The organism is Methanobrevibacter sp., from assembly GCF_045539575.1.
Lineage (GTDB): Archaea > Methanobacteriota > Methanobacteria > Methanobacteriales > Methanobacteriaceae > Methanocatella.
This window is the reverse complement of sequence record NZ_JAZQFM010000011.1, coordinates 24036-50165: the sequence shown is the minus strand read 5'-3', so window position 1 is coordinate 50165 and position 26130 is coordinate 24036. Positions and strand designations below refer to the sequence as shown.

Below are 26130 nucleotides of genomic sequence, written 5' to 3'. Positions count from 1 at the left end.
ATCTCCCGTTTTTTGAAAAATAGTTCCTCAACAAAGACATTTAATAATGCCTAAATTTTTATTCCTCAATAAGTTTTCCTCAGTTAATATAACATTAAATAAATCATAGTATATAAACTATTCGTTTTTTAAAGTGTTTTTAGGTTCAACAAAGAATAAATATTTAGTTATACCAAATTTAAGGCAGTCTAAATTCTTTAAAAATTTTTGATATCCTAAAAAAATTTTAGGTTAAAAAAAAGTTAAAAAATTAGAATAGTGGATCTTTCACCATTCCAATTCTAAATGAGTTCAGAATAACAAGCAAGGTCAATCCCAAATCTCCAAATCCAACTGACATCATCAGAGTGATGATTCCTAAAATTGCAAGCACTACACATAGCAGCTTAACTGCAATGGCCACGGTGATGTTCTGCTTGATGATTCCCATTGTCTTGTGAGATAATGAGAAGAGATATGGAAGTTTTGAAATGTCATCCTGCATCAGTGCAACGTCCGCTGTTTCAATAGCCACATCGGAACCTGCAGCACCCATTGCAATACCTATGTTTGCACGTGCAAGTGCCGGTGCGTCGTTGATTCCGTCACCAACCATTGCGACATTACCGAATTTGTTTCTGATGGTGTCAAGGAGATTCAGCTTGTCTTCAGGCATCAGGTTGGAATATACATAGTCGATTCCAATGTCATCAGCTACGCTTTTTGCCGCAAGCTTATTGTCCCCTGTAAGCATTACAGTCTGTATTCCTTTGTTTCTTAAATCACTGACGACCTCATGAGCATTGGACCTGATTTTATCAGATACTGTAATGATAGCTAAAACTTTTTCTGAATTTCCAATGAAGACTATTGTTTTACCTTCCGCAGAATACCTGTTGATTTCATCTCTTGAAATGTCAAATGAACTTCCTTCAATCAGGGATTCGTTAGCCGCATAATATTCCTCTCCGTTAATGTTACCGATGATTCCTTTACCCGGAACATTCCTGAAGTCATCTATTTCACTGAATTCTATGTCATTCATTGTAGCATAGTTTACGATAGCTTCTGCAATTGGGTGAGATGAACCCTGTTCAAGTGATGCTGCAATGGAGACAATATCATCTTTAGAGCAGTTTTCATCTAAAACTTCAACTTCACTTAAAACCAATTTACCTTCTGTTAAAGTACCGGTCTTATCAAAGATAACCGCTTTGATATCACGCATCTCTTCAACATATGTACTTCCCTTAATCAGTACACCGTTTCTGGTTGCTGAAGTAATAGCTGACACCATACCCACAGGTGTTGAGATTAAAAATGCACATGGACATGAAATTACGAGAAGTGAAAGTGCCTTATATACCCAATCAACTAACGGTTGGCCGAACAGCAATGGAGGAATGAATGCAACGCAAGCCGCTGCAACCATCATTACCGGAGTGTAGTATTTTGCGACCTTTTCAACCAGAGATTCTGTTTCGGACCTGTTGAGCTGTGATCTTTTAACCAGTGTTACGATTTTTGAGATAACTGAATCTTTTGCCTTTTTGGTTACTACCATTTCAAAGTATCCGTCGACGTTTACAGTACCTGAAAATACCTCGTCACCGATTTCCTTATGTACAGGCACGCTTTCACCAGTAATTGAAGCCTGGTTGATTGAAGATGAACCGGAAATAACATTTCCATCAAGTGGAACTTTATCTCCAGGTTTAACAATTACTATTTCACCAATGTTCACATCATCAACGTTTCTAAGCTCTTCCCCGTCACCGACTTTGACCCTTGCGGTTTCAGGAGCGATTTCAACTAAGGATTTGATGGAACGTTTTGCTCTGTGTTCAGCATAATCTTCCAGGAATTCTGCAATATAATACAAGAATGTTACAGCAGCACCTTCTTCAGGGTGTCCTATGATAAATGAAGCTACACATGCAATACACATTAACATTGCCGGACCGACAGTGTGTCTTTTAACTAAAGATCTGTATGCCATAATGGCTATTTCGTAACCTGCAATTAAAGCGCCCAACATGAACACTAAGGTTACCAGAGTCGGATTAAATGATAAGAATTCTAAAATGTGACCTGCCGCAAAACAAATTCCGCTCGCAACGATGATTTGAATCGGCCTGTTAGCTATCAGTGGTTTTCCTTCAGCCAATAACTCTTCTTCGCCATGTTCGTGGTCATGGTCATCGTCCGCACAGTCAGGACAACCACAGATGCTTATGTCGACAGCATCATGGTCGTGGTCATGACATCCGCAATCAGGGTCGCTGCAAGTGTCTTTTTCTTCATGTTCATGATGGTGATGCTCATGCTCATCATGACAACCACAATCAGAATCAGAACAAGAATCCTCCTCATGCTCATGGTCGTGGTCATGTTCGTGCTCATGCTCATCATGACAACCACAATCAGGATCAGAACAAGAATCTACCTCATGCTCATGATGATGGTGGTCGTGGTCATGATGGTCATGGTCGTGGTCATGATCATCTGCACAATCAGGACAGCCACATATACTTATGTCAACATCTTCATCATAGTCTATTTCTTCTCTGTGGTCAAATACGCTTAAATCAGTTTTTGCCTGATAATCTCTTAGTAACTGTTTATCATAATGATTAGAATCTTCACAATGAGTTTCTTCACATTCAGGGTCAAAACAGATGTAGTTGTAATGTTCTGGATTGCGGCAATTTTCATCCATACAATCCGCATCATAACATCTATTTTCTGCCATGCTATCACCAATTAAAAATTATTCTAATATATGTTCTAACCCTACCTTGTAAATCATTTCTATATGAAGGTCTGTGAGTGAATATCTTGCCATTTTACCTTCTTTTTGGTATTTGACAATGTTATTTGCCCTCAATATTCTCAATTGATTTGAAACAGTTGTCTGGTTCAAGTCAAGTGCATCGCAAATATCACAGACACACAAATCCTCAATACTTAGCAGGGAAATAATTTTTAATCTTGTCGGATTTCCAAATATTTTGAAGAATTCTGACAGCTCAGCGAATTCAGTTTCATCAGGTATGCGCTCTTTTACACGGTCAACAACATCCTCATGAGAGTTGAAGACCTCACACATATCATCATTATTATTTTCAAGATTATTATTTTCCATAGTCATCACATATATTATATATTTACATATTATGATATGATTATGTATTTAAATGTTTTCATATCATGATATCGTGATATGTTAATTTGAAAAAAATAAATGAAAATAAAATTATTTTTTAACGACACCAGTCAGTGTTCCATCGATAATCAAATCAAAATCGACCTTTTCAGGCCAACCCGCTTTCACAAACATATCCATGAAGCAAAGGCCAACCAGTTTTCCGTCATCTTTTAAAATCTCATCGACGACACCGTTCAGCTCATCAGTATCAATATCTGCCTTAGGCATGCTGAGGCCACCCAAAAGGACAACCACATCTGAATCATGAGGATCGGATACCTCTTCCTTTAGACTCATACCCCAAGGTTTCAGCTCAAATTCATGGCTTGTATCAACATCTATGAAACTTATGAAATGATTTTCCTTATCCCTTACAGCATATGCCATCAGTGCTGCAAATGGAGTGCACACGCTTGGTGAACCCATAAAAGTTATTTTCTGCGCATCGCCAACTGCATTTTTGAATGCTACAATCTGACCGTTGATTCCTTTCCAATTTTCAATATCTTCCACATTAACACCTCAAACATCATAATAAGTTATATTTTCATATAGATACTTCACATCCTCAACCAATAGAACATCCTTAGGATATTTTACATTCCCCATTGAATGGTTTTCCAGAACTTTACATTCGAAAACCTCTGTAATAGCCACATCGGTAACAAATTCAGAGTGAAGCTGGCCTGCATCATGAGAGTCCATTATCACAAGGTAGTCAAGTGAATGAAAAACAGACTTATTTCCAAGAGATTTCATCCAATTTAAAGTCTCATTGTCATAACCCTCATAATACGGTTCGGTTTCAACGTCCTCAATCAATTGGGAAAGGTTAAAAGGTCCTTCAGATGATACGTTCAATTCAACTTTTTTTGAAGAATCATTTATTACCTGCGGATTGTCCATGGAATATCCTACAAATACTGCAAAAACAAGTACTAACAAAGCCAAAAGTATGATTAAAATTTTTTTGTTCATTTTATCACCCTTTGTGAAACTCAAACTCGAATTTTAAAACTTACTTAAAATTATCTATATAATATAATATTATTTAATAATTATTATAAAAATGATTAAATTTAAAAAAAAGTTTATATAAGGTAATAATAAAATAAATAATTAAGAACAATTTTAATTGTTATATTGTAATTTATTTTTAAATTAAAGGAATAGGAATTGAAAAATGAAACGTTCAAAGAAACTGATTATAGCTATTTTACTGGTAATCCTTATCGGAATATGGGTCTTTATAGCTGGAGCATTATTCATCTCTGGTCCGGACTTGACTTCTGAAAGCAAGGATATACTTGTTTTAGCTGGAGACAAATATGAACAGCCAAATGGTGCAGTCGACATGGCATTCATGGTTCATTTGGAAAATGGATCATTAGCTAATTACACACCAGTATACCCAGGAGGAATGTCTCACCCTTCACGAGCCGCTCCGGGAGGAATTGGTGGAAATATGATGCTTCACGACTGTCTATGGGACGGTGCAGACCAGGGTATGACCTATGCTCAAGAAATTGTTGAGGCAAACACAGGAATGCACTCCGATGCAGTGGTTGTTATTTACAGTGAAGGTTTAGACAACATTATTGATTCCATTAGGCCTCTTTATATTGACGGTGAAGTAAGTAACCTCAGTGCAGAAGACATGGTTAGGCAAAATGACGCATATAACGGTTATGCAGGTAATGAAAACGTTCAAGGAACAATGTCCAGAGGAGATGCAGTAATGGTATTGGCTAAAGCATTGGCTAACGTTACAAAAGACCCTGACAAAAAGAATACCATGATTCAAGAAGCACTTAACCAATATTCACAAGGAAACATCCTCATGAAACCTGAAGGTTCATTCGTGAAATTGATGGCTACTAAAGGAATCGAAAAACTAGCGTGACGAATTTAATCTTTAAAGAATTTATTTCTTTAAAGAACTTTTTTTATTTATTATTCAACATCTTTCAAGGCTTCAACCATATTCAAGTCACTTATTTTATCTGAAAACAACAGATTTACGCCTATTGATATTGCAAATGTTATTGCCGCAGACAACAGTATATTTCCCCATGTCAATGTAGGAATATAGTATAGTGAATCACCGGCCGCATCAAGCATCAGTGTCATGAAGTAAAATCCAATAGGAATTCCCAAAACAAATCCGATTGAAGTGAATATAACGTTCTGTGTCAGCAGCAGTTTTCTTAAAACTTTTGTCTTGAAACCCAATACCTTCAAGGTTGCTATTTCCCGTTCCATTTCTGTAAATGACAATAGGGTCAGATTATATAAAACCAGAATAGCCAGCGCAACTGCAACAAATGTAACCACATAAACCATCATCATCACTGCAGTGGTCATCTGATCCCAGCTTTCCTCCATCTTATCAATGCTTGTGACCGATTTGATTGACTGGAAGTTTTCCCCGAAGGAATCATTAGTCAAAATGTTGGTTGGAGTGAAATCCAGGCCCTGGTCTTCCAAAGTGTCCGGAGACATTATCAGCCCTTGGGAAATCGGTTCTGCATGAATCTGACCTATTTTTGATGATACCCATTCATCATCTCCGACAATATGCCACCTGATCTTATCGCCGACAGTGAGATTGAACTTGTCTGCAAGCTTTTTGGAAATGGATACGTCCCCCTCATCGATATCAATCTGATTTCTATCGCTGTCCGTGTATGATATCAAATCCGTGTTGTTTGAAACCAGAAGCGTGACCGTGTCCTCGCCCTCATCAGTCTTGATTTCCATGGATTGCTGCATGATAAAGCTCCCATTGGTTTCATTTAAAATATAATACAGCTCCAAAGGATTGGCCTCATTTGAAAGCAGCAGCTTAGATTCATAATGACTTATGTCGTCATATTCCCATGATTTCAGCTCGGCCATACTGTCATTCATACCGAATGCCGCAATCAAAAGGGCAACACAACCCATCACACCAACAATTGCCATCAAAGCCCTGAACTTATTTCTCCTCGCATCCCTCCAATTCCAGCGGAGATTGAAACTCAAACGATTCCAGAGTTTTGATTTTTCAATGAAAGTTTTTGAGGAGGTGTTTGGAGCTTTAGGCCTTAAGGCGGTTGCAGGATTTTCCTTTGAAATCCTCCTGCATGACAGATAGGTCACCAACACTGACAAGACCACCATCAGAACTGCAATATAAACAAAGCTCATGTCAAATCCCGGATGCCAGCTCGGCATGCTGTAGCTTGTCATCATTGTAGGGTAAAACATCTGAGGAATTATCATCGGTCCGGTTATCAAACCCAGAATGGCGCCTGCCAGAACCGGCCAGAATCCGAAAGATATGTAATGGAGGATTATTGATTTATCCTTAAAACCAACAGCCTTCAAAATACCAATTTGAGTACGCTGATGAGTGATGATTCTGTTCATAGTTGTCAGAAGAGTCAAAAAGGTAACCAAAACAAAAACAATCGGAAATACGTCCCCGATCATCTTGTGCTGTGCCATTTCATCAGCGAATTTGGATACGCTGAGATGATCCTCTTTTTTGGTAAATGACTGGTAATCAATGGAATCGTCCAGCTTTTTGGTAAACTCATCATCTGAAGAGTCATATTTAACAAGCAGGGTATTGTACTTTAAGTCTTCAGGATATGCCTCATATGACAGATAAGCAAAGCCCATTTCATTAAAATCAGGAGTTAAAGAGCTGGGAGACACTTCATAGACATACTCCGGCGAATATCCGAGCCCCATGATTTTTTTAGTGATTGTGATATTGTCAAATTCAAAAGTTATGCTGTCTCCAACATTCAAATCCCTGGCATCGGCAAATCGTTCATCCAGCCACACTCCGGAAGCATCCTGAACGTTGAAATCCTCACCGTCAGTCGTGTAAAACTTCGATATGTTTCCCTTTTCTGTAAAATGCAGCGTAATGTCGGGCTGGTTTTCCATATCTGCTACGGACTGCACTACTTCCTGCCGCTCCGCCTGTGTTGAAAACTCACTAATTTTATCTAAAGCGGAATCATCAAAATCAGTATTGTAAATCCAACCGTCGGCAATGTTGGTTTGGTCGTAAAATTCATCGGAAGTTTGCACCAATCCATAATACTCCCCATAGATTCCACTGTAAGCAAAAATGCCTAAAAATGCCATTAGAAATATAGCAATGAACTGTGTCCTATTGATTTTTATATCTCTCAGCATCTTTTTGGATAATGACATAATATACTATATGGAAAATGGAATATAAAAAAGCTATTTTAAATTAACAGATGCATTCACTAAAAACATGTTTTGAAAGAAACTATTAAAAATAATGTTATCCCCACAACATTAACATCACGATATATCCAATGATAGTCAAATTTAAAATGGGGATATATATCACGCACAGCAATAACAATTAAAAATTGAAATATCAAATGTTAATGTCATCAATATGAGTTAACCAGCTCACTGAAAAGTGCTACAGTTTCCTCTACTGACAGTTCAGCCTTTTCGCTGACTTCAGCAAGATTTGCATCCCATAGTGAAATTTTACCCATCGGAGTTACCAAAAATTCAAATTTCCAATTTTTTTTGGCCAAATCTCTTTTTAAAAGAGGATAAGTATTCAACAAGTCCATATATTTTGAATCAGCAGTAATTTCAACCATGTTTTTAGATTGGAAGCGGCCATTCTTAAATATTTTGTCACTAATCAAGTATTACAAGAGACATTGAAAAAAAATAAGTAAAGAATAGGAAAAACCTATTCATTTTCCTTGAGGGATTCAACCATGTCCAATTTCTTAAGCTTGCCTGAAAACATTAAGTTAACAACCACTGATGCCACATATGTGATTATGAATGTTATTATTAATGTTTTAATGGAAATTGAAGCTTTCAGGTAGAATGAATCTCCCATTGTACCCCACAAGTATTGCAATGTTTCAATACCCAACGGAACACCTAACACAAAACCTACTGTTGTAAACCACAGGTTCTGGCTCAGCAATAGCTTTCTTAAATAAGATGACTTGAAACCTAAAACTTTCAGGGTTGCAAATTCACGCTTAATTTCAGTGAAAGACAAGAGCCCCAAATTGTACAATACAATAACTGACAATAATGCCGCAAATCCTGCAAGCATGTATATTATGGTCATTGAAGATTCCATCATCTCATCCCAACTGTCTGTTAGGGAATCCATTGAGAATATTGTATTGACACCGGTAAAGTTATCATTGACCTCCTGGGAAGTTATGACACTTGTTGGAGTGTAGTTCAAGTCCAACTCTTCCAATTTCTCTTTTGTTACAACTATTCCCTGTGAAGTCGGATCTGAATGAAGGCGGTCAACTTTTGTTGAAACCCACTTATCGGAACCCATGATGTGCCATTTTATGGTGTCTCCCTCTTTAACATCCAGCAATTCAGCCATCTTTCTTGAAAGAGAGATTTCATTATCCTTGATTTCAATAGGATTTTTATTGTCGTCAGTTGGTGAGTACAACTCGTTGTCATCAAGTACTGTTATCACACCCGATTTTTTAACGTCATTCACTTTGATTTCAATGGCAGATTCCATCAATCTTTCACCATCAACTTCATCAACAATATTGTCAATCTGTGAAGTTGTAGCATTATCATTCAAGACCAATTTTGATGAATAATGATTTATATCGGTATATGACCATTCTTTCATTTCATCAAAACCGTCCATACATCCAAATGAAGCAACAATAATCATTGTACATGCCAACACCCCAACAATGCTCATCAGTGCCCTGAACTTGTTTCTTTTGGCATCACGATAATTCCATCTTACGTTGAATGAAAATTTCTTCCAGATTCCCAATTTTTCTAGAAATCCAGAAGTGGATACTTTAGGAATTTTAGGTTTTATTGCAGTTGACGGAGACTCATTGACAATTTTTCTGCAGGCAAGATATGAAATTATCACTGAGAGAACAATCATCAGCAAAGTTACCAGTACAAAACTCACATCAAAGCCGGAAATCCATTTTGGGAATGAATACAGCATGCTCATTTCATCAAACATTATTGGAGGTAAAGTCAAAGGCCCTAAAATGAAACCTAAAATTGAACCTGCCAATACCATCCAAAATCCATATGATATGTAATGGAACATTATTGTGCGGTTTTTGAATCCCAATGCCTTTAAAATGCCCAGTTGAGTTCTTTGGCTGTCAATGATTCTTGTCATTGTTGTCAACAGGGTCAGCATTGCAATGACAATGAATATTACCGGAATAACGTCAGTCATCATTTTATGCTGTTCTGTTTCATCGCGAAACTCCGCAAAACTTGGATGCTGATCCCTTGACTGGAATGAGGAATAGTCCCTGTCCAAATCATTGTCAAGCTGTTTTTCATATTCTGAAGCGTTTCCGTCATGCTTGACCAGCAGCACATTATATGGAACGTCATCCAGTGGGAATGCCTTATATGACATGTATGCAAAACCCATCTTGTCATAATCAGGTATCATTGAAGAGTCTGATGTCTGATATACATGCTCCGGAGAATATCCCAAACCCTTGATTTCCTTTTCAACTTCAATTCCTTCAAATTCAAAGGTTATGTTGTCTCCAACTGTCAGATTTTTGGAATCTGCAAAACGGAGGTCGAGCCATACGCCATCCCCATCAGACAGATTGAACTGCTCACCTTTCATAACATGAAATTTCGATATGTCGTCATCCTCTAAAAAGTGCAGTGTGATATCCGGATCGTTGTCAAAATCGGCAATCGAATTTACTACAAGCTGACGTTCAGAGTCTTTGGTAAGGCTCAGGTTGTTTACCTTGTCTACAAAATCATCATCAAGGTTTGAAGTATAAATCCATCCGTCTGCGAGATTTGTTTCATTATAGTATTGGCCCGCAGTCTGTTCAAAACCAAATGATTCCGCTCCAAACCCTGTAAATACATAAACCCCTAAAAAGGCCATTAAAAAGATAGAGATAAATTGAATCTTATGATTCCTTATATCCCTAATCATCTTTTTCGCTAACATTTACTCACCGCTCTTAAGTGATTCAACCATGTCCAATTTCTTGATTTTACGTGAAAACATCAGATTCACAAGTATGGACAGCACAAAGGTTATTACTGCTGTCAGTATGAAGTTTGTAAGGGAAATTGAAGGCAGAATGTAAAATGAATCACCTGATGATTCCCACATTATTGCCAGGATATAATAACCTACAGGAATTCCCAATATGAATCCGATAGCTGTAAACCATAAGTTCTGTGTCAACAATAATTTCCTGAGAGCACTGGTTTTAAAACCAAGCACCTTCAGGGTTGCAATTTCACGTTCTATCTCTGTAAATGACAGCAATCCAAGATTATACAGTACCACAACAGCAAGCAGACAAGCAAAGAATATCAGTATGTAAATCAAAAGCCACATTGACTCTGTCAGCTCGTCCCAGCTTGATGTCATGTCTTTCATGGAATTGGCTGCCTTGACACCGTCATAAGTCTCATTTACATGCTCGGATGTTATGATGCTTGTTGGAGTGTAGTTTAAATCCAAGTCTTCAAGCTTTTCAGATGACATTATGAATCCCTGTGAAATTGGGTCTGCATGAATCTTGTCGATTTTTGTGCTGACCCATTTGTTTGAACCCATAATGTGCCATTTTACAGTGTCTCCGACCTTAACGTTTAACATGTCGGCCATCTTCTGTGAAATGGAAACCTCATCATCCTTGATGTCTACCTCATTCCAGTCATAGTCAGTAGGTGTTATCAAATCAGTGTCATTTAAAACCAGCAGCGAACCTGACTTTTTGGCATCATCCGACTCTATTTCAATCGCAGATTCCATAATCTTGTCACCATTGACCTGGCTGACCACATCATCAATTTGGGAGTCTGTTGCATTTTCATCAATGACCAGTTTTGAATCATAATGATTGATGTGCGAATATTCCCATTCCTTCAAGTCATTCATTCCATCATACATTCCGAATGCACATACCAGAAGAGCACTGCATCCTATTACACCTATAATTGTCATCAATGCCCTGAATTTATTCCTTTTGGCATCACGATAATTCCAGCGGATGTTGAATGACAAATGATTCCAGATTCCGAATTTCTCTAAAAGTCCTGAAGTAGATACCTTAGGTACTTTAGGCCTTATTGTATCTGCAGGCTTTTCCTCTGATATGTTTTTGACCGCATAATATGAGACCGCAAGTGACATCAGCACCATCACTGCCGCAACATAAACAAAGTCCATGCTCCATGCAGGATTCCATGAAGGAAGCTTATATGTCGCACTCATGGATGGGTAAAACAGTTGAGGCAGTGTCATTGGCCCTAAAATTAAACCTAAAATTGAACCTGACAAAACCAACCAAAACCCATAGGACACATAATGCAATATTATGGAACGATTTTTAAATCCGCTGGCTTTCAGAATACCGATTTGAGTTCTCTGATGGGTTATAATCCTTGTCATTGTTGTTAATAAAATCAACATTGCAATTAGAATAAATACAACAGGGAAAATATCTCCCATCATCTTGTGCTGATCCATTTCATCGGCAAACTGACTTACGCTTGAATGTTCCGCCCTTTCGACAAATGTGCTGTAATAGCCATCCATATGATAGGAGAGAATGTCATTATAATTTTGGGCAGTTCCATCAAATTTAACATTTAAAACGTTGTAAGTGATATTGTTTTCAGGAAATGCCTTATAGGACATGTAAGCAAAACCGATTTTATTGAAATCCGGAATTACAGATGATGTTGATGCATGATAGACATATTCCGGAGAATAACCCAATCCCTTAATTTTCTTTTCGATTTCGTATCCTTCAAACTCAAAGCTTATGTTGTCACCGATTTTCAATCCCTTTGCATCGGCAAAGCTTTTATCTAGCCACACTCCTTCACTGTCATTGATATCCAGCTTTTCGCCTTCAAGCAGGTAAAATTTAGAAATTGTATTGTTTTCCACAAAGTGCAGTGTAACATCGGGGTCGTTTTTAAAATCCGCTACCGAATCCACAACATACTGCCGTTCCATTTGGGTGGTTGCACCCAGACAATCAACCTGATATAAAAACAGATCATTGATATCAGGTGAATAAATCCAACCGTCAGCCAGATTGGTGTCATCATAAAACTGATTAACATTGACTTCAAGGCCGACAGATTCTCCACCGACACCAGAAAACACAAATACGCCTAAAAATGCCATTAAAAAAATAGATATAAACTGTGCTTTGTGCTTGCTGATGTCTCTTAACATCTTTTTTGCAAGCATATGCTCACCATTCTAAATCGGCGACCTTCTTTGGATTTTCATTAACGACAATACTTTCTATCTGGCCGTTTTTAATCCTGATTACCTTGTCTGCCGCTTCAGCTAAGATTGCATTGTGTGTTACAATGACGACAGTTGTATTCTGATTATTGCTCATATCCTGAAGCAGATTTAGGATTAAAACACCAGTTTTTGAGTCCAATGCCCCTGTTGGCTCATCACATAAAAGCATGGTAGGCTGTTTAGCAACTGCTCTTGCAATTGATACCCTTTGCTGTTCCCCACCGGATAATTGTGCCGGAAACTGGTTTGCGTGGTCCTTAAGACCAACTGAATCCAGAACATTCAAACCATTGATATTAACGTCCACAATATCCTTCATGAGCTCAACATTTTCGAGTGCAGTCAAATTTGGAATCAGGTTGTAAAACTGAAATATGAAACCGACATTCCTTGCCCTGTAGGCGGTAAGCTGATTGTCATTGAATGACTCGACATGATTTCCCTTCACAATTATCTCGCCAGAGCTGACAGTGTCGAGACCGCCCAACAGGTTCAAAAGTGTTGATTTCCCCGCACCTGACGGTCCTAAAATTACAACGAATTCTCCTTCATCAATTGTGAAGTTTACATTATCCATAGCTTTTAAAATGTGATCTCCGGACTTATACTCCTTGTTCACATTTTTAAATTCAATAATTGTACTCATTAATATTGCCTTCTTAAACTTTAATTATCTAATTTTTATATATATTAATTGAACTATTTAAAATTTAGGTATACCTAAAAATTTTATTTTATGGTGAAGATTGTTAAATTGTTTTAAGTGTAAAAAAAATGATTAATCCAAGAAAAACTCTTGAAGTTTCTGTTCATCCATCTTATAGCTATCAACTATTTTTCCATCTTCAAAATGAAGCACATGGGAACAGCACTCCATTATCAGTTCATAATCATGAGTTATGATGAATGACGTAATACCCAAGCTTTGAAGATATTTCAGATTTTCACTAACCTTCATCATGTTTTTAAAATCAAGCCCGCTTGTAGGCTCATCAAATACCAATATCTCCTTTTTAGAGGCAATGGCAGATGCGATAGCAACCCTTTGCTTTTCACCGCCTGACAATGCCATAGGATGTGCATCTTTGAGATGGACCAGATTCAGATTTGTCAGAATCTCTTCGGCCAATGAGACATCCTCCTCATCCATACTCAGCAGAACCTCATCCAGAACACTTTCGGTGAACAGCTGATGGTTAACATCCTGCATTACCATATATGATTTTTTAAGACGGTCCTTTGATTTTAGGGAATTTCCGTCAAGGATAAGTTCTCCCTTACATGACCTCTTAAGTCCGCACAGGCAATTTGCAAATGTTGATTTTCCGGCGCCGTTTTTACCGATGATTGCAATTATCTCATTTTTTGGAACCTTGACATTGTCAATGTCCAGCGCTCGGGTCTTGCCGTAATTGAATCTGAAATTTTTAAATTCCATGAACTCTGAATTATTTGAATAGTATTCATTATGCTTAGCTGCAAGATCATCAAGGTTGAGCTGTCTCAGTCCCAGGTCCCTATAGTTTAGCCTGCTGAATTCATCCATAGACCACTCGTGAGTAATTTTTCCATCCTTTATGAATATTGCCCTGTCAACAACATCCCTTAAAAAGAATAGCTTATGTTCAGCAATGACCACTGTTTTTCCGCTTTCCTTCCATCTTTTAATGATGTCTCCCAAATCCCAGCTTGATGCTGAATCCAGGTTAGATGAAGGCTCATCCAGAATAAATATATCCGGGAAAACTGCAGATACCGATGCACATGCAATCTTTTGCTTTTCGCCTCCGGACAGTTTAAAAATGCTTTTGTCAAGAAGGTTATCTAAATTGAATTCATCAACTACATAATCCAGTCTGTTTCTAATCTCGCCAACTTCCATGCCTAAATTTTCACAACCAAAGACAATCTCGCTTGTTGTATCGACATTGAAAAACTGGGTCTTTGGGTTTTGAAAGACAGACCCTACATGTTTTGATATTTCATAAATGGGCATTTTACTTATCTTTTCACCCTTTAAATAGACTTCACCTTCCCGTTTTCCATCAAAAAAATTTGGAACAAGTCCGTTTAAAAAACGTGTCAGAGTGGTTTTTCCGCATCCGGATTCACCGCAGAGCAGAATAACCTCACCTTTCTTAATATCTAGATTAATGTCTTCCAGATTATTGTTAGATTCAATGTCATCATATGAAAATGTAACATTATCAATTTTAAGCAATGAAAACACCTCTTAAAAAATAATATGCATAAATCCCCAACCCTACAAATGAAATTGCCAGCATGAGATAATCAATTTTATTCAGACGCACTTCAACCAGATGAGTTCTGCCGTCGGGATTGCTTAATCCTCGTGTCAGTGAAGCAGCAGAAAGTTCATCTGCGGTTTTAACGGCACTGAGCAAAATAGGAATCATGTAAAATTCAACCAGTTTCAAAGGATTTTTCAATGATTTCAGGCTCAGTCCAAAACCTCTCATCTTCATTGCGTCAGTTATCGATTTGATTTCCTCGTAAACAGAGGGAACATATCTAAAAATTACAGAAAGGGGAATGGTTATTTCTTTTGGAATACTGCTTTTTTCCATTGAAGCAATGAATTCGCTCACTTTAGTTGAAGTTACTGTATAATAACCCATCATTAAAATCGGCAACATTCTGGTGGCAGTGTAGCTAAAGACTATCAGTAAAATAGAAACAATGCCTGTGGCAGTTGGAAGAATTTGAATCTGAACATATTTTGCAACAACATAGACTAAAATATAAACCAATGCTATTTTCTTTTGATTTGAAAAAAAGAGGCATATGGCTGGAATTAAAACTAAAATTCCACTGATATACAACGGCACTTCATTGAACACCATGAAACTTATCATAATCAATATTATTATTTTTGTTCTTGGATCTATGCTGAAATTTAGTTCTAATCCCATAGTTATCACTTTATGCTATGCCCGCTTTTTCAAAATGCTTTTTAAGTACGACTTTACCAATATATGCTCCGATTAAACCGGCAATGAATGTTACAGCAATCAATACGACCAACATTTCATTGGTTAAAAACGGCAATATGACATTGACATAGTCATTTCCCATTGAGGAGCGTATGGATTCCACAAAATAGTCCCTTAAAATGTAAAACGGCAACATGTTACCGAATACACCTAGAGCAAATACTGCATAACCCACAATTGAATGTTTTATTGAGGAGTAATCTCCCATTTTTATAATTACATCCGCAATTAATGCGCATAATGTAAATACCAATATAGGAATCCATGTGTGACCGCTTAAAAACATCACTAATCCCAAAATCAAACCCAGCAATGTGACCATTCCGAATTTGGAAACTCTAGTTAAAAATAACATGAATGGAATTCCACAAACCAATGCTGAGATTATTGGCAGCCCAATCATTAAAATTGGAATATATCCCAACATTCCGAAAATAAATATTACAACTATCAAGATTACTGCAAATATACCTACAGTAATCAAGTCTTTTACGTTTAACATATCGCTCATAAAATACCTCCGCTTTTTTTAAAAAAATTATGAGAATTAAGGGGAATTTAAATTTGCCATTCCCCGCTTAAATTTTGTAAATCGACCATTTTCTTGAATAGCCCATCTTTTTCCAACAATTCTTCAGGTGAACCTTTTTCAGCAATTTTTCCATCATCGAGAACAACAATCTTATCTGCATTTGCGATTGTACGCATCCTGTGTGCAATGATAATTACTGTTTTGTTCTTTATCAGCTCGGACAGCGCCCTTTGAATTTTGGATTCATTTTCAACATCCAAAAATGAGGTCGCCTCATCCAAAAGAATCACATTTGCATCCTTAAGCATTGCCCTTGCAATTGATATTCTTTGCCTTTGGCCTCCAGACAAAAGCTCCCCGTTTTCACCGATGACAGTATCATATCCATCCGGAAGTTTGGATACGAATTCATCACATTCTGCCAGTCTTGCAGCTTCTATAACTTCTTCATCTGTTGCATCTTTTCTTCCGACACGAATGTTTTCGAGAATTGAATTGTTAAATAGGATTACGTCCTGGAAAACTATGGAGAAGTTTTCCAAAAGCTTTTCAGAATCCAGTTTTGATAAGTCCTGACCTCCCAAAGATACGCTTCCATCCACAGGATCCCAGAATCTTGCAGCCAATTTTGATACGGTTGATTTTCCACCGCCTGACGGACCGACAAGTGCTGTAACTTCCCCCTGACGGGCAGTGAATGTTATATCACTCAAGACATCCTTCAAGTCATCATAATTGAAATTGACATTCTTGAATTCGACATCATATCCGTCCAGGGAATAATCGGTCATTCCTCCCTCAACGACAAGACTTTCAATCTCCTGAGCCCTAGCGATCTTATTGTCCATCATGAATATCTCTGCTAGAAACATCAGTCCGTTTTCCAGTGGAGAGTAAACTGTTGCGGAAGCTATCAGGAATATTAAGAATGTGAAAAGTGAAATCTGTGAGTTCATAATCAGGTATGAACCTACAAGAATTACTGACACGATTCCCAGATTCAGTACCACCTTGCCTGTGATGACACCTGCTGCAGACATCAGCTCTGCCCTAAGTCTTGATTTTTCTATTGTTGAAGTCAAATCAGTGATTTTGCCGTAATATTCATTTTCATAGCTGTATGATTTCAAATCCCTGATTGATTCAATGCATTCCTGCATGGCATCACCGCAGTTAAGCAAATCAGCCATTACCACATCTCCACCCTTGTAGATAAGCCTTTTGGAGATGAACAGTATTATGAATGCAACTGGAACAACCCATAAGAGTGCTATGGACAATCTCCAATCAAAGAAAAACATTCCTATTGAAACTAGGCATAATGAAAGAATTGAACCCAAAAGCTGCGGAACGGCATGTGAGAAAACATGCTCCAGGTCAGTGCAGTCATTCATGATTGTTGCTGTCAGGTCAGCCAAGTCCCTGTTTTCAAAAAATGACAATGGGAGCTTTCTTAGGTTTTCACCGAGATTTATCCTCCTGTTTTCACTTTCAACATATGTTGTATTGAACACGAAGTGATATTGTTTCCATGCAAATGCAAATATTATTCCCAGGACAATCAGTATCAATAAAATGAACATTCCCAAATTTGGATCAATGATTTCGCCACCTGTCAACGGCTCTACCCACATGTAAATGAGCAGCGCATATAAACCAACAGGAAACATTAAAGAAATGTCTAAAAGCGCTGTGTAAAGAATTCCCTTGATTAAATTATCGGAACCTTCTTTTGTAAGTCCAAATCTTTTTATGAAAAACTCTGATATCATCATATCGCCTCACTTTTAACTTTCCATTGTATGGACTGGTTAAATTCATCCCACATTCTTGAATAAAGCCCTTTGCTTTCAACAAGGCTGTCGTGGTTTCCCTCTTCAACAATTCGGCCGTTTTCAACAACATATATCTTATCGACATTTTTAACTGTGGACAGCCTGTGGGCAATCATGATTACAGTCTTGTCTTCAGTGATTTTGGAAATTGCCTTTTGAATCAGGTATTCATTTTCAGGATCCGCCAATGCTGTGGCCTCATCCAGGATAATGATTGGAGCATCCTTAAGTATTGCCCTTGCAAGTGCGATTCTCTGCTGCTGGCCTCCTGAAAGATAAGTTCCCTCAGTTCCGATAACGGTATCGATTCCATCGGGAAGCTCCTCGATGATGTCGTCACATTGGGCCAGGCTCAATGCATTCCTGACTTCATCCCTTGAGGCTCCTTTCCTGCCGATAGCCACATTATTGTAGATGGAATCCTTGAATAAGGTAGTATTCTGGAACACGAATGAAATGTTTTTCATCAAATCCTCTGTTGAGATATCTCTCACGTCGATATCACCTACCTTTATTGAACCCTGATTAACATCCCAGAATCTTGGAATCAGTGATGCAATTGTGGTTTTACCTCCTCCGGAAGGTCCGACCAGCGCAACTGATTCATTTTCATTGATTTTAAGACTGACATCATTAAGAATATGCTCATCTGAGTCTGTCTCATCATAGTCGAAGTAAACCCCTTCAAATTCTATTGAATGGTTTTTAGGTTTTTGAGGATTTTCAGCTTCTTTCAATGGTTTTTCATTCAATATAGCTTCTATTCCCTCCAAAGCATAACTTGCAAGCATCCAATCCTGTGAAACTGTCATTATCCTATTCATCATGACAACGCATATCGGAGTGAATATTATATAGAACATGAAGTTTGCAAAAAATCTTGCATCAACAACAGATCCGGCAAGCAGTATTCCGGCAGGAATAAGCAATGCAAAAAATCCATTGATGGATACTGTGAATGCAGTCATCGGAAGTTGAGTTGAAAGGGAATATTCTGATGAGAACTTCCCATAATTTCTGATTGCATCAATGAAATTTTTAAATGAAAAAACACTTTGCTGAAATGCCTTGGTTACCGGAATTCCCCTTACATATTCCACCGCTTCTGAATTCATTTTTTCCAGGTATTTCTGGTATTCAGCCATGAAATTTTGAGATTCACCTGAAAACATCGGATACATGAAAACGAAACATAATATTATTGGAATCAAACAGACCAATCCCAAAAGCCAATCAAAACTAAACAGCAAGATTATGAATGCAATCGGGGTTACAACAGCTCCGGTCAAATCAAAGAGCTGATGGGCCAGAAATGTTTCTGTCTTGGCAGTGCTGTAATCGATTACCTTCCTTAAACCTCCGCTTGTGTGATTTGAAAAGTATCCCAAAGGAAGCTTAAGCAAATGCTTGACAGCTGCATCTTTCATATTTTTTTCATTTTTAAATGCAGATAAGTGGGTTCCCATTAAACCGAAGAAATTCAATACTATCCCAAGCACTGCAAATGCAAATGCATTGAATGCATATGTATCCAGGTTTTGGGCCTGAGTGAAGTTAGGAGCAACCGCTAAAAGAGCATTGACTACCTCCCAAATATAAATAAATGGAATTAACAAACTTATTGCACTTAAAGCTGATAATGCCATACCTATGATTGTAAGATATTTGTAATTACCAGAATAATTCAATAATCGTATAAATTTATTTTTACTTTGAGTATTTGACATAATAAACTCCTTTTGATTTAATTTAGGCTTACCTAAAAATTTTAACAGTCCTAAAAAGACAAAACACTTAAAATCACTTAAAAAACAAATAAAAGACAAATTTAAAGTATTTTTGTTAAAATTGAATAAATAAACCAATATTCACTATAAAGTATATGAAAAATAGATATATAAATCTATTTGAACTAAAAAGTCAAAAATTGTACCAAAAAGACAACTGTTAATTTTTGTATTGTGAAGGGGTGCATCCGATATAATCCTTAAATGCCTGGGAAAATTTTGAAGGTGAAGAATAGCCGACCATTTCAGATATCTCGGAAATGCTGTGTGTGCCCTCATCAATAAGTTTGCAGGCATAGTCCATCCTATAATCCTTTCTCCATTTTATTATCGGCTTTCCGTAAACTTCCTTGAAGCAATTTTTCAGGGATGTTTTGCTTATACCATATTTGCTTGCAAGCTCGTCAAGAGTTATTTTACCATCCAAATTTGAAATCAAATCGTTTTTGACATTTTCGACAATTTCAGCCTGTCTTTTGGAAAGTGAAATTGATTTTTCCTGGTTGAATTTGGTGATTGAAAAAAACAAAAGCAGTTCCAGACATTTCAGCTTATGATAAGACTCCATTATTCTCTCATCGACATTATACAGCTCACCTATAACATGATTAATCTTTTCATTTGACCTTATGAGAACGTAACCTCTGGATTTATGCAATTCTTCATAAAACTCAATCAAGTCAAAATCAGGAATATATTCCTTTACGTAATCATTGGCCACATCTACATCAATGAAAATCTCCAAACCATTATAATATCCCAAAGGAAAGTCTGAAAGGGTTTTTGTCAAATCATAAACGCTTATACATAAATCCCCCTTACCGAAATAGACTATTTTGTCATCTCCCACTGCATAGGAATATCTTCCATCAGCACAATGGTTAATTTCCAATAATCTGGCATTGAGTTTGCCTTCAAAAAACACTTCATCAATATTTTTCATTTGCATATCAATATAAGCCAGTATGACCCCTGGAAAAACAGAATAAGTTACCATCTTACCATATTTGGCATTTGGACCCAACTCAATTATTGTTTTATTTGATTCCTCTTTAATGTTGAAATCAGAAACCACCACTTCATCAAAAAGGCCGTAAAGATTTTCATTCATGATATTATCTTTAATTCAAAATCATATTTAAATTGAGAGTAGTAAAACATATCAGATTTAGTCAATATAATGGACACACCCCATACTGAAAACCGACATAATATTTAAATATTCATATTAAATAAAAATAGTCATAAGTAACTTTTATTGCACAAAACGAATTATAAGCAATGTTCAATAAAAATTACAAATTTTAAACTATTATTAATTTAATAATATTGGTGAGTTGATGAATTATAAGAAATTAGTCATTTTGTTTTTAGCCTTATTTTTAAGCATCAATTTCGTTTGTGCAGCCGATAATTCCACCAGTGAAATATTGGACACTAATCTAATTGAAATAAATGAAATTACAGCAAATGACAATGAAGATAATATAAATATTCAACAAAACGGAAATATTTCAGACAATGACTTTTTAGTAGCAGGTGCAGAACCTCAAAGTACAGATGCATTGCTGCAAAGCGAAGACGATTCCACTAAGGAAAATTTAAAACTTGTTAATTACACTAATTTTGTTAAAAATGGAGATACATATTATCTGTATTTGACAACTTCCGACGGAAAAGCAGTTGCAAATAAAAAATTAACTGTTGATTTTGATGGAAAAACCTACGAGAAAACTACCGATTCCAATGGCCGATTCGGCATTGCGGTTACATCCACTGCAACCAACAGTTCAATGAACGTTACTTTTAATGGAGACGATACCTACAATGCATTTAACAAATCAATTGAATTTTATATTGACAAATCACTTTCAATCACTATCGGAAATACAAAACTGCTTACCAAAGGATACTTGAGAATTTATCTGTCCGGACCAAAAAATTCCGTTGCAGGTAAAACAGTGAAGATAACCATTGGAGATAAAGTATTTACAACAAAGACAAGTGCAGAGGGATTTATTGTATTTAAACCTAATCTCAGCGCTAAAACATATACCGTGACAGTGAACTACAACAATTATTCCGTCTCCAAAAAGATCAAATGCATAAACGGCAATATAAAAAATCCGTTCACTACAAAAATCAAGACAGTGAATGGAGTTCCGGACATTGACGTCATGCCTAAAAACTTTGTCATGGCAGATAATGATGCCCAATACACACTTACAAAAGCACAATATCAGCAAGTGCTTAAAAGAGACAGCAATACCCTGTTCTTATATGGAAAACTGTCAAAATACACATTCTTTAAATCAAAAGCTGCATCTACATTTTACCATATCATCAAACGTGAGAAGTGGAACGTAATCGAACAGGCAATCAACATCAAAATGGTTAAAAAGAACAGCTATAAGTATTGGCCGGGCTCAATTACCGTTAATCTTAAAGGAAAATCACTGACATACTCTGAAGTTCGAGATATTCAAAATACCGAATATACCTGCGGACCAACATCAGCCAGTGTTTGCAGCCAGGTTTTAAAGAATTATTTCTCTGAAAAATACTTCCAGACTAAAGCACATGTAACCCATGGAGTCAACATTAACGTTCTTAAAAGTGTTCTGCAAAAGAACAACTTCAAGGCAACTTATTTCTACACAATGAGTTCTGCAATAAAACAGCTGGCTAAAGGCGGAGCTGCATTAATTGCGTATTTGCCTAACCATTATGTTTCAGTCATTGACGTGAGCAAGGACGGCAAAAAGATTTTAGTGAGCAACTCCTATGGAGCGTATAACGTAGGCGGAGACACCAAGATCCCGACAAACTGGGTGACACTGAAAAAGTTCAATGCAAAATTCAAAGGTGTCGGTTTAGTAGTTAAACTGAATTATAAATTGACCAAAACTACAAAAAACAAAGTCAAAACCTGCTATTTGAATATGGGTTCAAATTGGTCTAGACAGAATACAAATGAAAGAATTCCGGATGTTCCGATTTAAAATAACTCATATATATTAAGCGGTTATAATATTAAACTTCAAATAATAGTTAAGGTGCAAAATGCCGAAACTATTATCTTTAACTTTTTTTTTGAAAAAATAACATTTAAATCAAAATATTATACTTCAATCAATACATATAAAAACTTTTAAAACAAAAATTTTATTATAATAAAAAATTACAGGAAAAATGTAAATGTCATTCAATAAAGATGAAATGTTAATAATGCCTGCAGTTGACATTAAAGATGGAAAATGCGTTCAACTCGTTCAAGGCGAACCTGGAAGTGAAATGGTTAAAATTGACAATCCTGAACTTGTTGCAAAACACTGGCAGGATTTGGGAGCTAAAAATATCCACGTCATTGATTTGGACGGAACCATTAATGGAGTGGCAAGCTTTGAGATTATCAAAAAGATATTGAAAGAAATTTCAGTTCCAATCCAGCTTGGAGGCGGAATCAGAAGCGTTGAATATGCTCGCCAACTGTTGGATTTGGACATTGAAAGATTGATAATCGGAACCATGGGAATTCAGCATCCCGAAACCATTGAAGAGCTTTCAGACGAATACGGATCTGAAAGAATCATGATTTCACTTGACAGCAAAGACAACAAGGTAGTCATAAAAGGATGGCAGGAAAAAATTGACAAATCCCCAGCGGAAATTTCACAGAAATTCAAAGAGCACGGAGCAGGAAGTATCCTGTTTACAAATGTTGATGTGGAAGGCCTTTTGGGCGGATTTTACGCAGAACCTGTAGAAGAGTTGAAAAAATCTGTTGACTTGCCTATCGTTTATTCCGGAGGAATTACAACAACAGATGACCTTAAAAAATTAAATGAAAGCGGTGTGGAAGGAGTAGTAATCGGTTCTGCACTTTATACTGATAAAATTGATTTGACTGAAGCTTTAAAATACCAAAAGAGGTTATGAAATGAAGATAATGGCGACCGGAACATTCGACATACTCCACCCGGGACATGGAGTTTACCTGGAAGAATCTAAAAAACTAGGTGGAGAAGATGCCGAGCTTTATGTTGTTGTTGCAAGAGATGCAACCGTTGAAAGGCGTAAAAGAGTGCCTATCGTTGGAGAAGAACAACGACTGGAATTAATCAAAATGTTAAAACCCGTAACTGATGCTTATTTAGGCGATGCGAACGGTGACGTGTTTAAAATCGTTCGTGAAATCGACCCTGACATAATTACTGTAGGAGCTGACCAAAACCACGATATTGGCAAACTGCAAGAGGCAATTGACAAAAGAGGCCTTAAGGCAAAAGCCGTACGTATAGAAAAATATCGTGACTGTGAGCTTGACAGCAGTTGTAAGATTATTAGAAAAATTCAGAATACTGATTTTAAAGGAAAAATTATGGATCATTGTGAAGATTAGGAGATTATAATATGTTTAAAGTAGCTATAATAGGAGCAAGCGGATATACTGGTGGAGAACTTTTAAGAATGCTTTTAAACCATCCTGAAGTTGAAGTGACCGATATCACCTCAAGACAGTATGATGGAATGCCAGCACATAAGATTCACCCACACATAAGAGATTCCGGACTTGAATTTTCAAATAAAAGTCCATCCGAACTTGACGTAGACGTTGCATTTACCGCAACTCCACACGGAGCATCAATGAAAATCGTTCCTGAACTTTTAGAAACCGGAATGAAAGTAGTTGACTTAAGTGGAGATTACAGATACAGGGACACTGCAGTATACGAAAAATGGTATGGAATGGAACACACCGACAAGGAAAACAAAGGTGCGTTCGGACTTCCGGAATTGTACAGGGATGAAATCAAAAAGGCAAACCTCGTTGCAAACCCAGGATGTTTCCCAACAGGAGCAATTCTATCCTCATATCCATTGGTTAAAAACAATTTAGTGGATAGGATAATTATCGATTCCAAAACTGGAGTCAGCGGTGCTGGAGTCAAAGCATCTGCAACTACACATTACCCTAACATTGCAGATAACGTCAATCCATACAAGATATCCTCACACAGACACATGTCTGAAATCCAACAGGAATTGCATGGATTTGAAGATGTTAAAGTATCATTCACCCCACACCTGGTACCAGTGATTCGCGGAATCCAAACCACAAGCCATAGCTTTTTAAATGATGAAAATATAGATATTACCCCAGAAGAAATTAGAGAACTTTACATAAAGGAATACGGTGAAGAATTCTTCATAAAACTTATGGATGAAGGCGAAATACCTCATTTAAGTGCTGTTAGAGGATCTAACTTTGTACATATCGGTGGATTTGAAATAGATGAAACCGGAAGAGTAGTGATGCTTTCAGCAATAGATAATCTTGTTAAAGGTGCATCAGGCCAAGCTATACAGAACATGAACATTATCCTTGGCATTGATGAGACCGCAGGATTAACTCACTTTGGTCTTCACCCTTAGGAGAGTACAATGACAACTTTAATAATTTATTATTCACAGGGAGGAACAACCGATTTGGTGGCTAGAACACTAGCTAAAAAATTAGGTGCATACCTTCTTAGAATTCAAGACTTAAAAAATCGTGAAGGATTTGCAAATAGATTATTATCTTCAATAAGTGCGTTTAGAGAAAGCAAAACAGAAATTGCCCCTGAGAGTGTTGATTTGACACCATATGATACAATTTACTTTGGAACACCTACATGGTCAGGAAATCCGACACCTGCAATATTGACTATGATTGACAGATGCAATTTAAGAGGAAAGGACGTTGTCTTATTTGCCACCATGGATTCAAACCGTGGGGACGCAAATATCGAAAGGCTTGAAGAAAAGGTTAAAATGCGTGGAGCACGTGTAATTGAAAGCTTTACCATTGCAACCAAAAACAAAAGTCCTGAAAAATTAATCTCCGACACTGAAGCGATTATTGAAATGAAAGATTTGATGATGTATAGAAGGTAGTTTGAATGACCAAGAAAGACAAATCAGAACTAAAAATCAAGGCTATTGAAAACGGTACAGTAATTGACCACATCACTGCAAACAAGGCAATATACATTTTAAAAGTTTTAGGTCTTCCTGACAGTGAAACACAAAACGTCACAATAGCTATGAACGTTTCTTCTGGTGAAATGGGAAGAAAAGACATTTTAAAAATTGAAAACAGGGAACTTGATTATCAGGAGTTAAATCAAATAGCTTTAATTGCTCCTCAAGCTACAATAAACATTATCAGGAATTTTGAGCCTGTTAAAAAATACAAAAGCGTGTTGCCTGACAAGATCACTTCAATTTTGAAATGTACAAATCCTAAATGCATTACAAATTATGAAAATGAACCTATAACACCAATTTTTAATGTTATCCAGGATTATCCTCCTGTCGTCAGGTGTCATTACTGTGAAAAATTAATAAAAACAGAAGATATCGAAAAACAATTCGAATAATCTT

At 36.9% G+C, this 26130-nt stretch carries 22 protein-coding genes; 7 read left to right on the top strand and 15 right to left on the bottom strand.

The genetic code is table 11. The features are described from left to right. Positions 1-250: 250 nt before the first annotated feature. The 4 genes from ACKI30_RS01230 to ACKI30_RS01215 all read right to left on the bottom strand — a co-directional run bounded on the left by ACKI30_RS01230 (position 251) and on the right by ACKI30_RS01215 (position 4165). Positions 251-2731 carry a heavy metal translocating P-type ATPase gene (locus tag ACKI30_RS01230; protein WP_407409187.1) on the bottom strand — a complete coding sequence of 827 codons (2481 nt, stop codon included), beginning with the start codon at positions 2729-2731 and terminating at the stop codon, positions 251-253. Positions 2732-2749: 18 nt separating this feature from the next. Beyond that, positions 2750-3124 carry an ArsR/SmtB family transcription factor gene (locus ACKI30_RS01225; RefSeq protein WP_407409185.1) on the bottom strand — a complete coding sequence of 125 codons (375 nt, stop codon included), beginning with the start codon at positions 3122-3124 and terminating at the stop codon, positions 2750-2752. 111 nt (positions 3125-3235) lie between these two features. Next, on the bottom strand, positions 3236-3700 hold the full coding sequence (locus ACKI30_RS01220; RefSeq protein ID WP_407409183.1) for a DUF2124 family protein: 465 nt from the start codon (positions 3698-3700) through the stop codon (positions 3236-3238). 9 nt (positions 3701-3709) lie between these two features. Beyond that, the gene (locus ACKI30_RS01215; protein ID WP_407409181.1) at positions 3710-4165 is read right to left on the bottom strand and encodes a hypothetical protein; all 456 of its coding nucleotides are present in this window, start codon (positions 4163-4165) and stop codon (positions 3710-3712) included. 205 nt (positions 4166-4370) lie between these two features. Between ACKI30_RS01215 and ACKI30_RS01210 the strand changes: the two genes are divergently transcribed. Further along, positions 4371-5090, top strand: a complete 720-nt coding sequence (locus ACKI30_RS01210) for a DUF4012 domain-containing protein (RefSeq protein WP_292741320.1) — start codon at positions 4371-4373, stop codon at positions 5088-5090. Between the two features lie 50 nt (positions 5091-5140). Here ACKI30_RS01210 and ACKI30_RS01205 read toward each other — a convergent pair whose 3' ends face one another. The 11 genes from ACKI30_RS01205 to ACKI30_RS01155 form a co-directional block, all read right to left on the bottom strand. After that, complete coding sequence (locus ACKI30_RS01205; protein WP_407409179.1) at positions 5141-7399, bottom strand: FtsX-like permease family protein; 2259 nt, start codon at positions 7397-7399, stop codon at positions 5141-5143. Between the two features lie 212 nt (positions 7400-7611). Next, entirely contained in the window at positions 7612-7833 is a 222-nt protein-coding gene (locus ACKI30_RS01200; protein WP_407409177.1) for a hypothetical protein, read from the bottom strand. Between the two features lie 95 nt (positions 7834-7928). Then, complete coding sequence (locus ACKI30_RS01195) at positions 7929-10199, bottom strand: ABC transporter permease (protein ID WP_407409175.1); 2271 nt, start codon at positions 10197-10199, stop codon at positions 7929-7931. Next, positions 10200-12470 (bottom strand): ABC transporter permease, encoded by a 2271-nt coding sequence (locus ACKI30_RS01190; protein ID WP_407409173.1) that lies wholly within the window; start codon positions 12468-12470, stop codon positions 10200-10202. It lies immediately after the preceding gene. 4 nt (positions 12471-12474) lie between these two features. Continuing rightward, a complete protein-coding gene (locus ACKI30_RS01185; protein WP_407409171.1) occupies positions 12475-13179 on the bottom strand; it encodes an ABC transporter ATP-binding protein in 705 nt (234 codons plus the stop codon). A 132-nt stretch (positions 13180-13311) separates the two neighbouring features. Beyond that, a complete protein-coding gene (locus ACKI30_RS01180) occupies positions 13312-14754 on the bottom strand; it encodes an ABC transporter ATP-binding protein (protein ID WP_407409170.1) in 1443 nt (480 codons plus the stop codon). Then, the gene (locus tag ACKI30_RS01175) at positions 14747-15466 is read right to left on the bottom strand and encodes an energy-coupling factor transporter transmembrane component T (protein WP_407409169.1); all 720 of its coding nucleotides are present in this window, start codon (positions 15464-15466) and stop codon (positions 14747-14749) included. Before ACKI30_RS01175 ends, ACKI30_RS01180 begins: the two co-directional genes overlap by 8 nt. Before the next feature lie 10 nt (positions 15467-15476). Then, positions 15477-16058 carry an MptD family putative ECF transporter S component gene (locus ACKI30_RS01170; protein WP_407409168.1) on the bottom strand — a complete coding sequence of 194 codons (582 nt, stop codon included), beginning with the start codon at positions 16056-16058 and terminating at the stop codon, positions 15477-15479. Positions 16059-16105: 47 nt separating this feature from the next. Next, a complete protein-coding gene (locus ACKI30_RS01165) occupies positions 16106-17851 on the bottom strand; it encodes an ABC transporter ATP-binding protein (protein ID WP_407409167.1) in 1746 nt (581 codons plus the stop codon). Continuing rightward, positions 17851-19641 carry an ABC transporter ATP-binding protein gene (locus ACKI30_RS01160; RefSeq protein WP_407409166.1) on the bottom strand — a complete coding sequence of 597 codons (1791 nt, stop codon included), beginning with the start codon at positions 19639-19641 and terminating at the stop codon, positions 17851-17853. Before ACKI30_RS01160 ends, ACKI30_RS01165 begins: the two co-directional genes overlap by 1 nt. 220 nt (positions 19642-19861) lie before the next feature. Continuing rightward, entirely contained in the window at positions 19862-20812 is a 951-nt protein-coding gene (locus ACKI30_RS01155; RefSeq protein WP_407409164.1) for a helix-turn-helix domain-containing protein, read from the bottom strand. A 229-nt stretch (positions 20813-21041) separates the two neighbouring features. Here ACKI30_RS01155 and ACKI30_RS01150 point away from each other — a divergent pair, with 229 nt between their 5' ends. The 6 genes from ACKI30_RS01150 (at position 21042) to pyrI (ending at position 26126) form a co-directional block, all read left to right on the top strand. Continuing rightward, a complete protein-coding gene (locus ACKI30_RS01150) occupies positions 21042-22703 on the top strand; it encodes a hypothetical protein (RefSeq protein ID WP_407409163.1) in 1662 nt (553 codons plus the stop codon). A 196-nt stretch (positions 22704-22899) separates the two neighbouring features. Then, complete coding sequence (hisA, locus tag ACKI30_RS01145; RefSeq protein WP_407409161.1) at positions 22900-23640, top strand: 1-(5-phosphoribosyl)-5-[(5-phosphoribosylamino)methylideneamino]imidazole-4-carboxamide isomerase; 741 nt, start codon at positions 22900-22902, stop codon at positions 23638-23640. A gap of 1 nt (position 23641) precedes the next feature. Further along, a complete protein-coding gene (locus ACKI30_RS01140) occupies positions 23642-24103 on the top strand; it encodes an FAD synthase (protein ID WP_292741341.1) in 462 nt (153 codons plus the stop codon). An 11-nt stretch (positions 24104-24114) separates the two neighbouring features. Next, a complete protein-coding gene (gene argC / locus ACKI30_RS01135) occupies positions 24115-25137 on the top strand; it encodes an N-acetyl-gamma-glutamyl-phosphate reductase (protein WP_407409160.1) in 1023 nt (340 codons plus the stop codon). Positions 25138-25146: 9 nt separating this feature from the next. Next, on the top strand, positions 25147-25641 hold the full coding sequence (locus tag ACKI30_RS01130; protein ID WP_407409159.1) for a flavodoxin family protein: 495 nt from the start codon (positions 25147-25149) through the stop codon (positions 25639-25641). A 5-nt stretch (positions 25642-25646) separates the two neighbouring features. Beyond that, positions 25647-26126, top strand: coding sequence for an aspartate carbamoyltransferase regulatory subunit (gene pyrI / locus ACKI30_RS01125; RefSeq protein WP_407409158.1), 480 nt, complete (start codon positions 25647-25649; stop codon positions 26124-26126). Positions 26127-26130 lie beyond the last annotated feature (4 nt).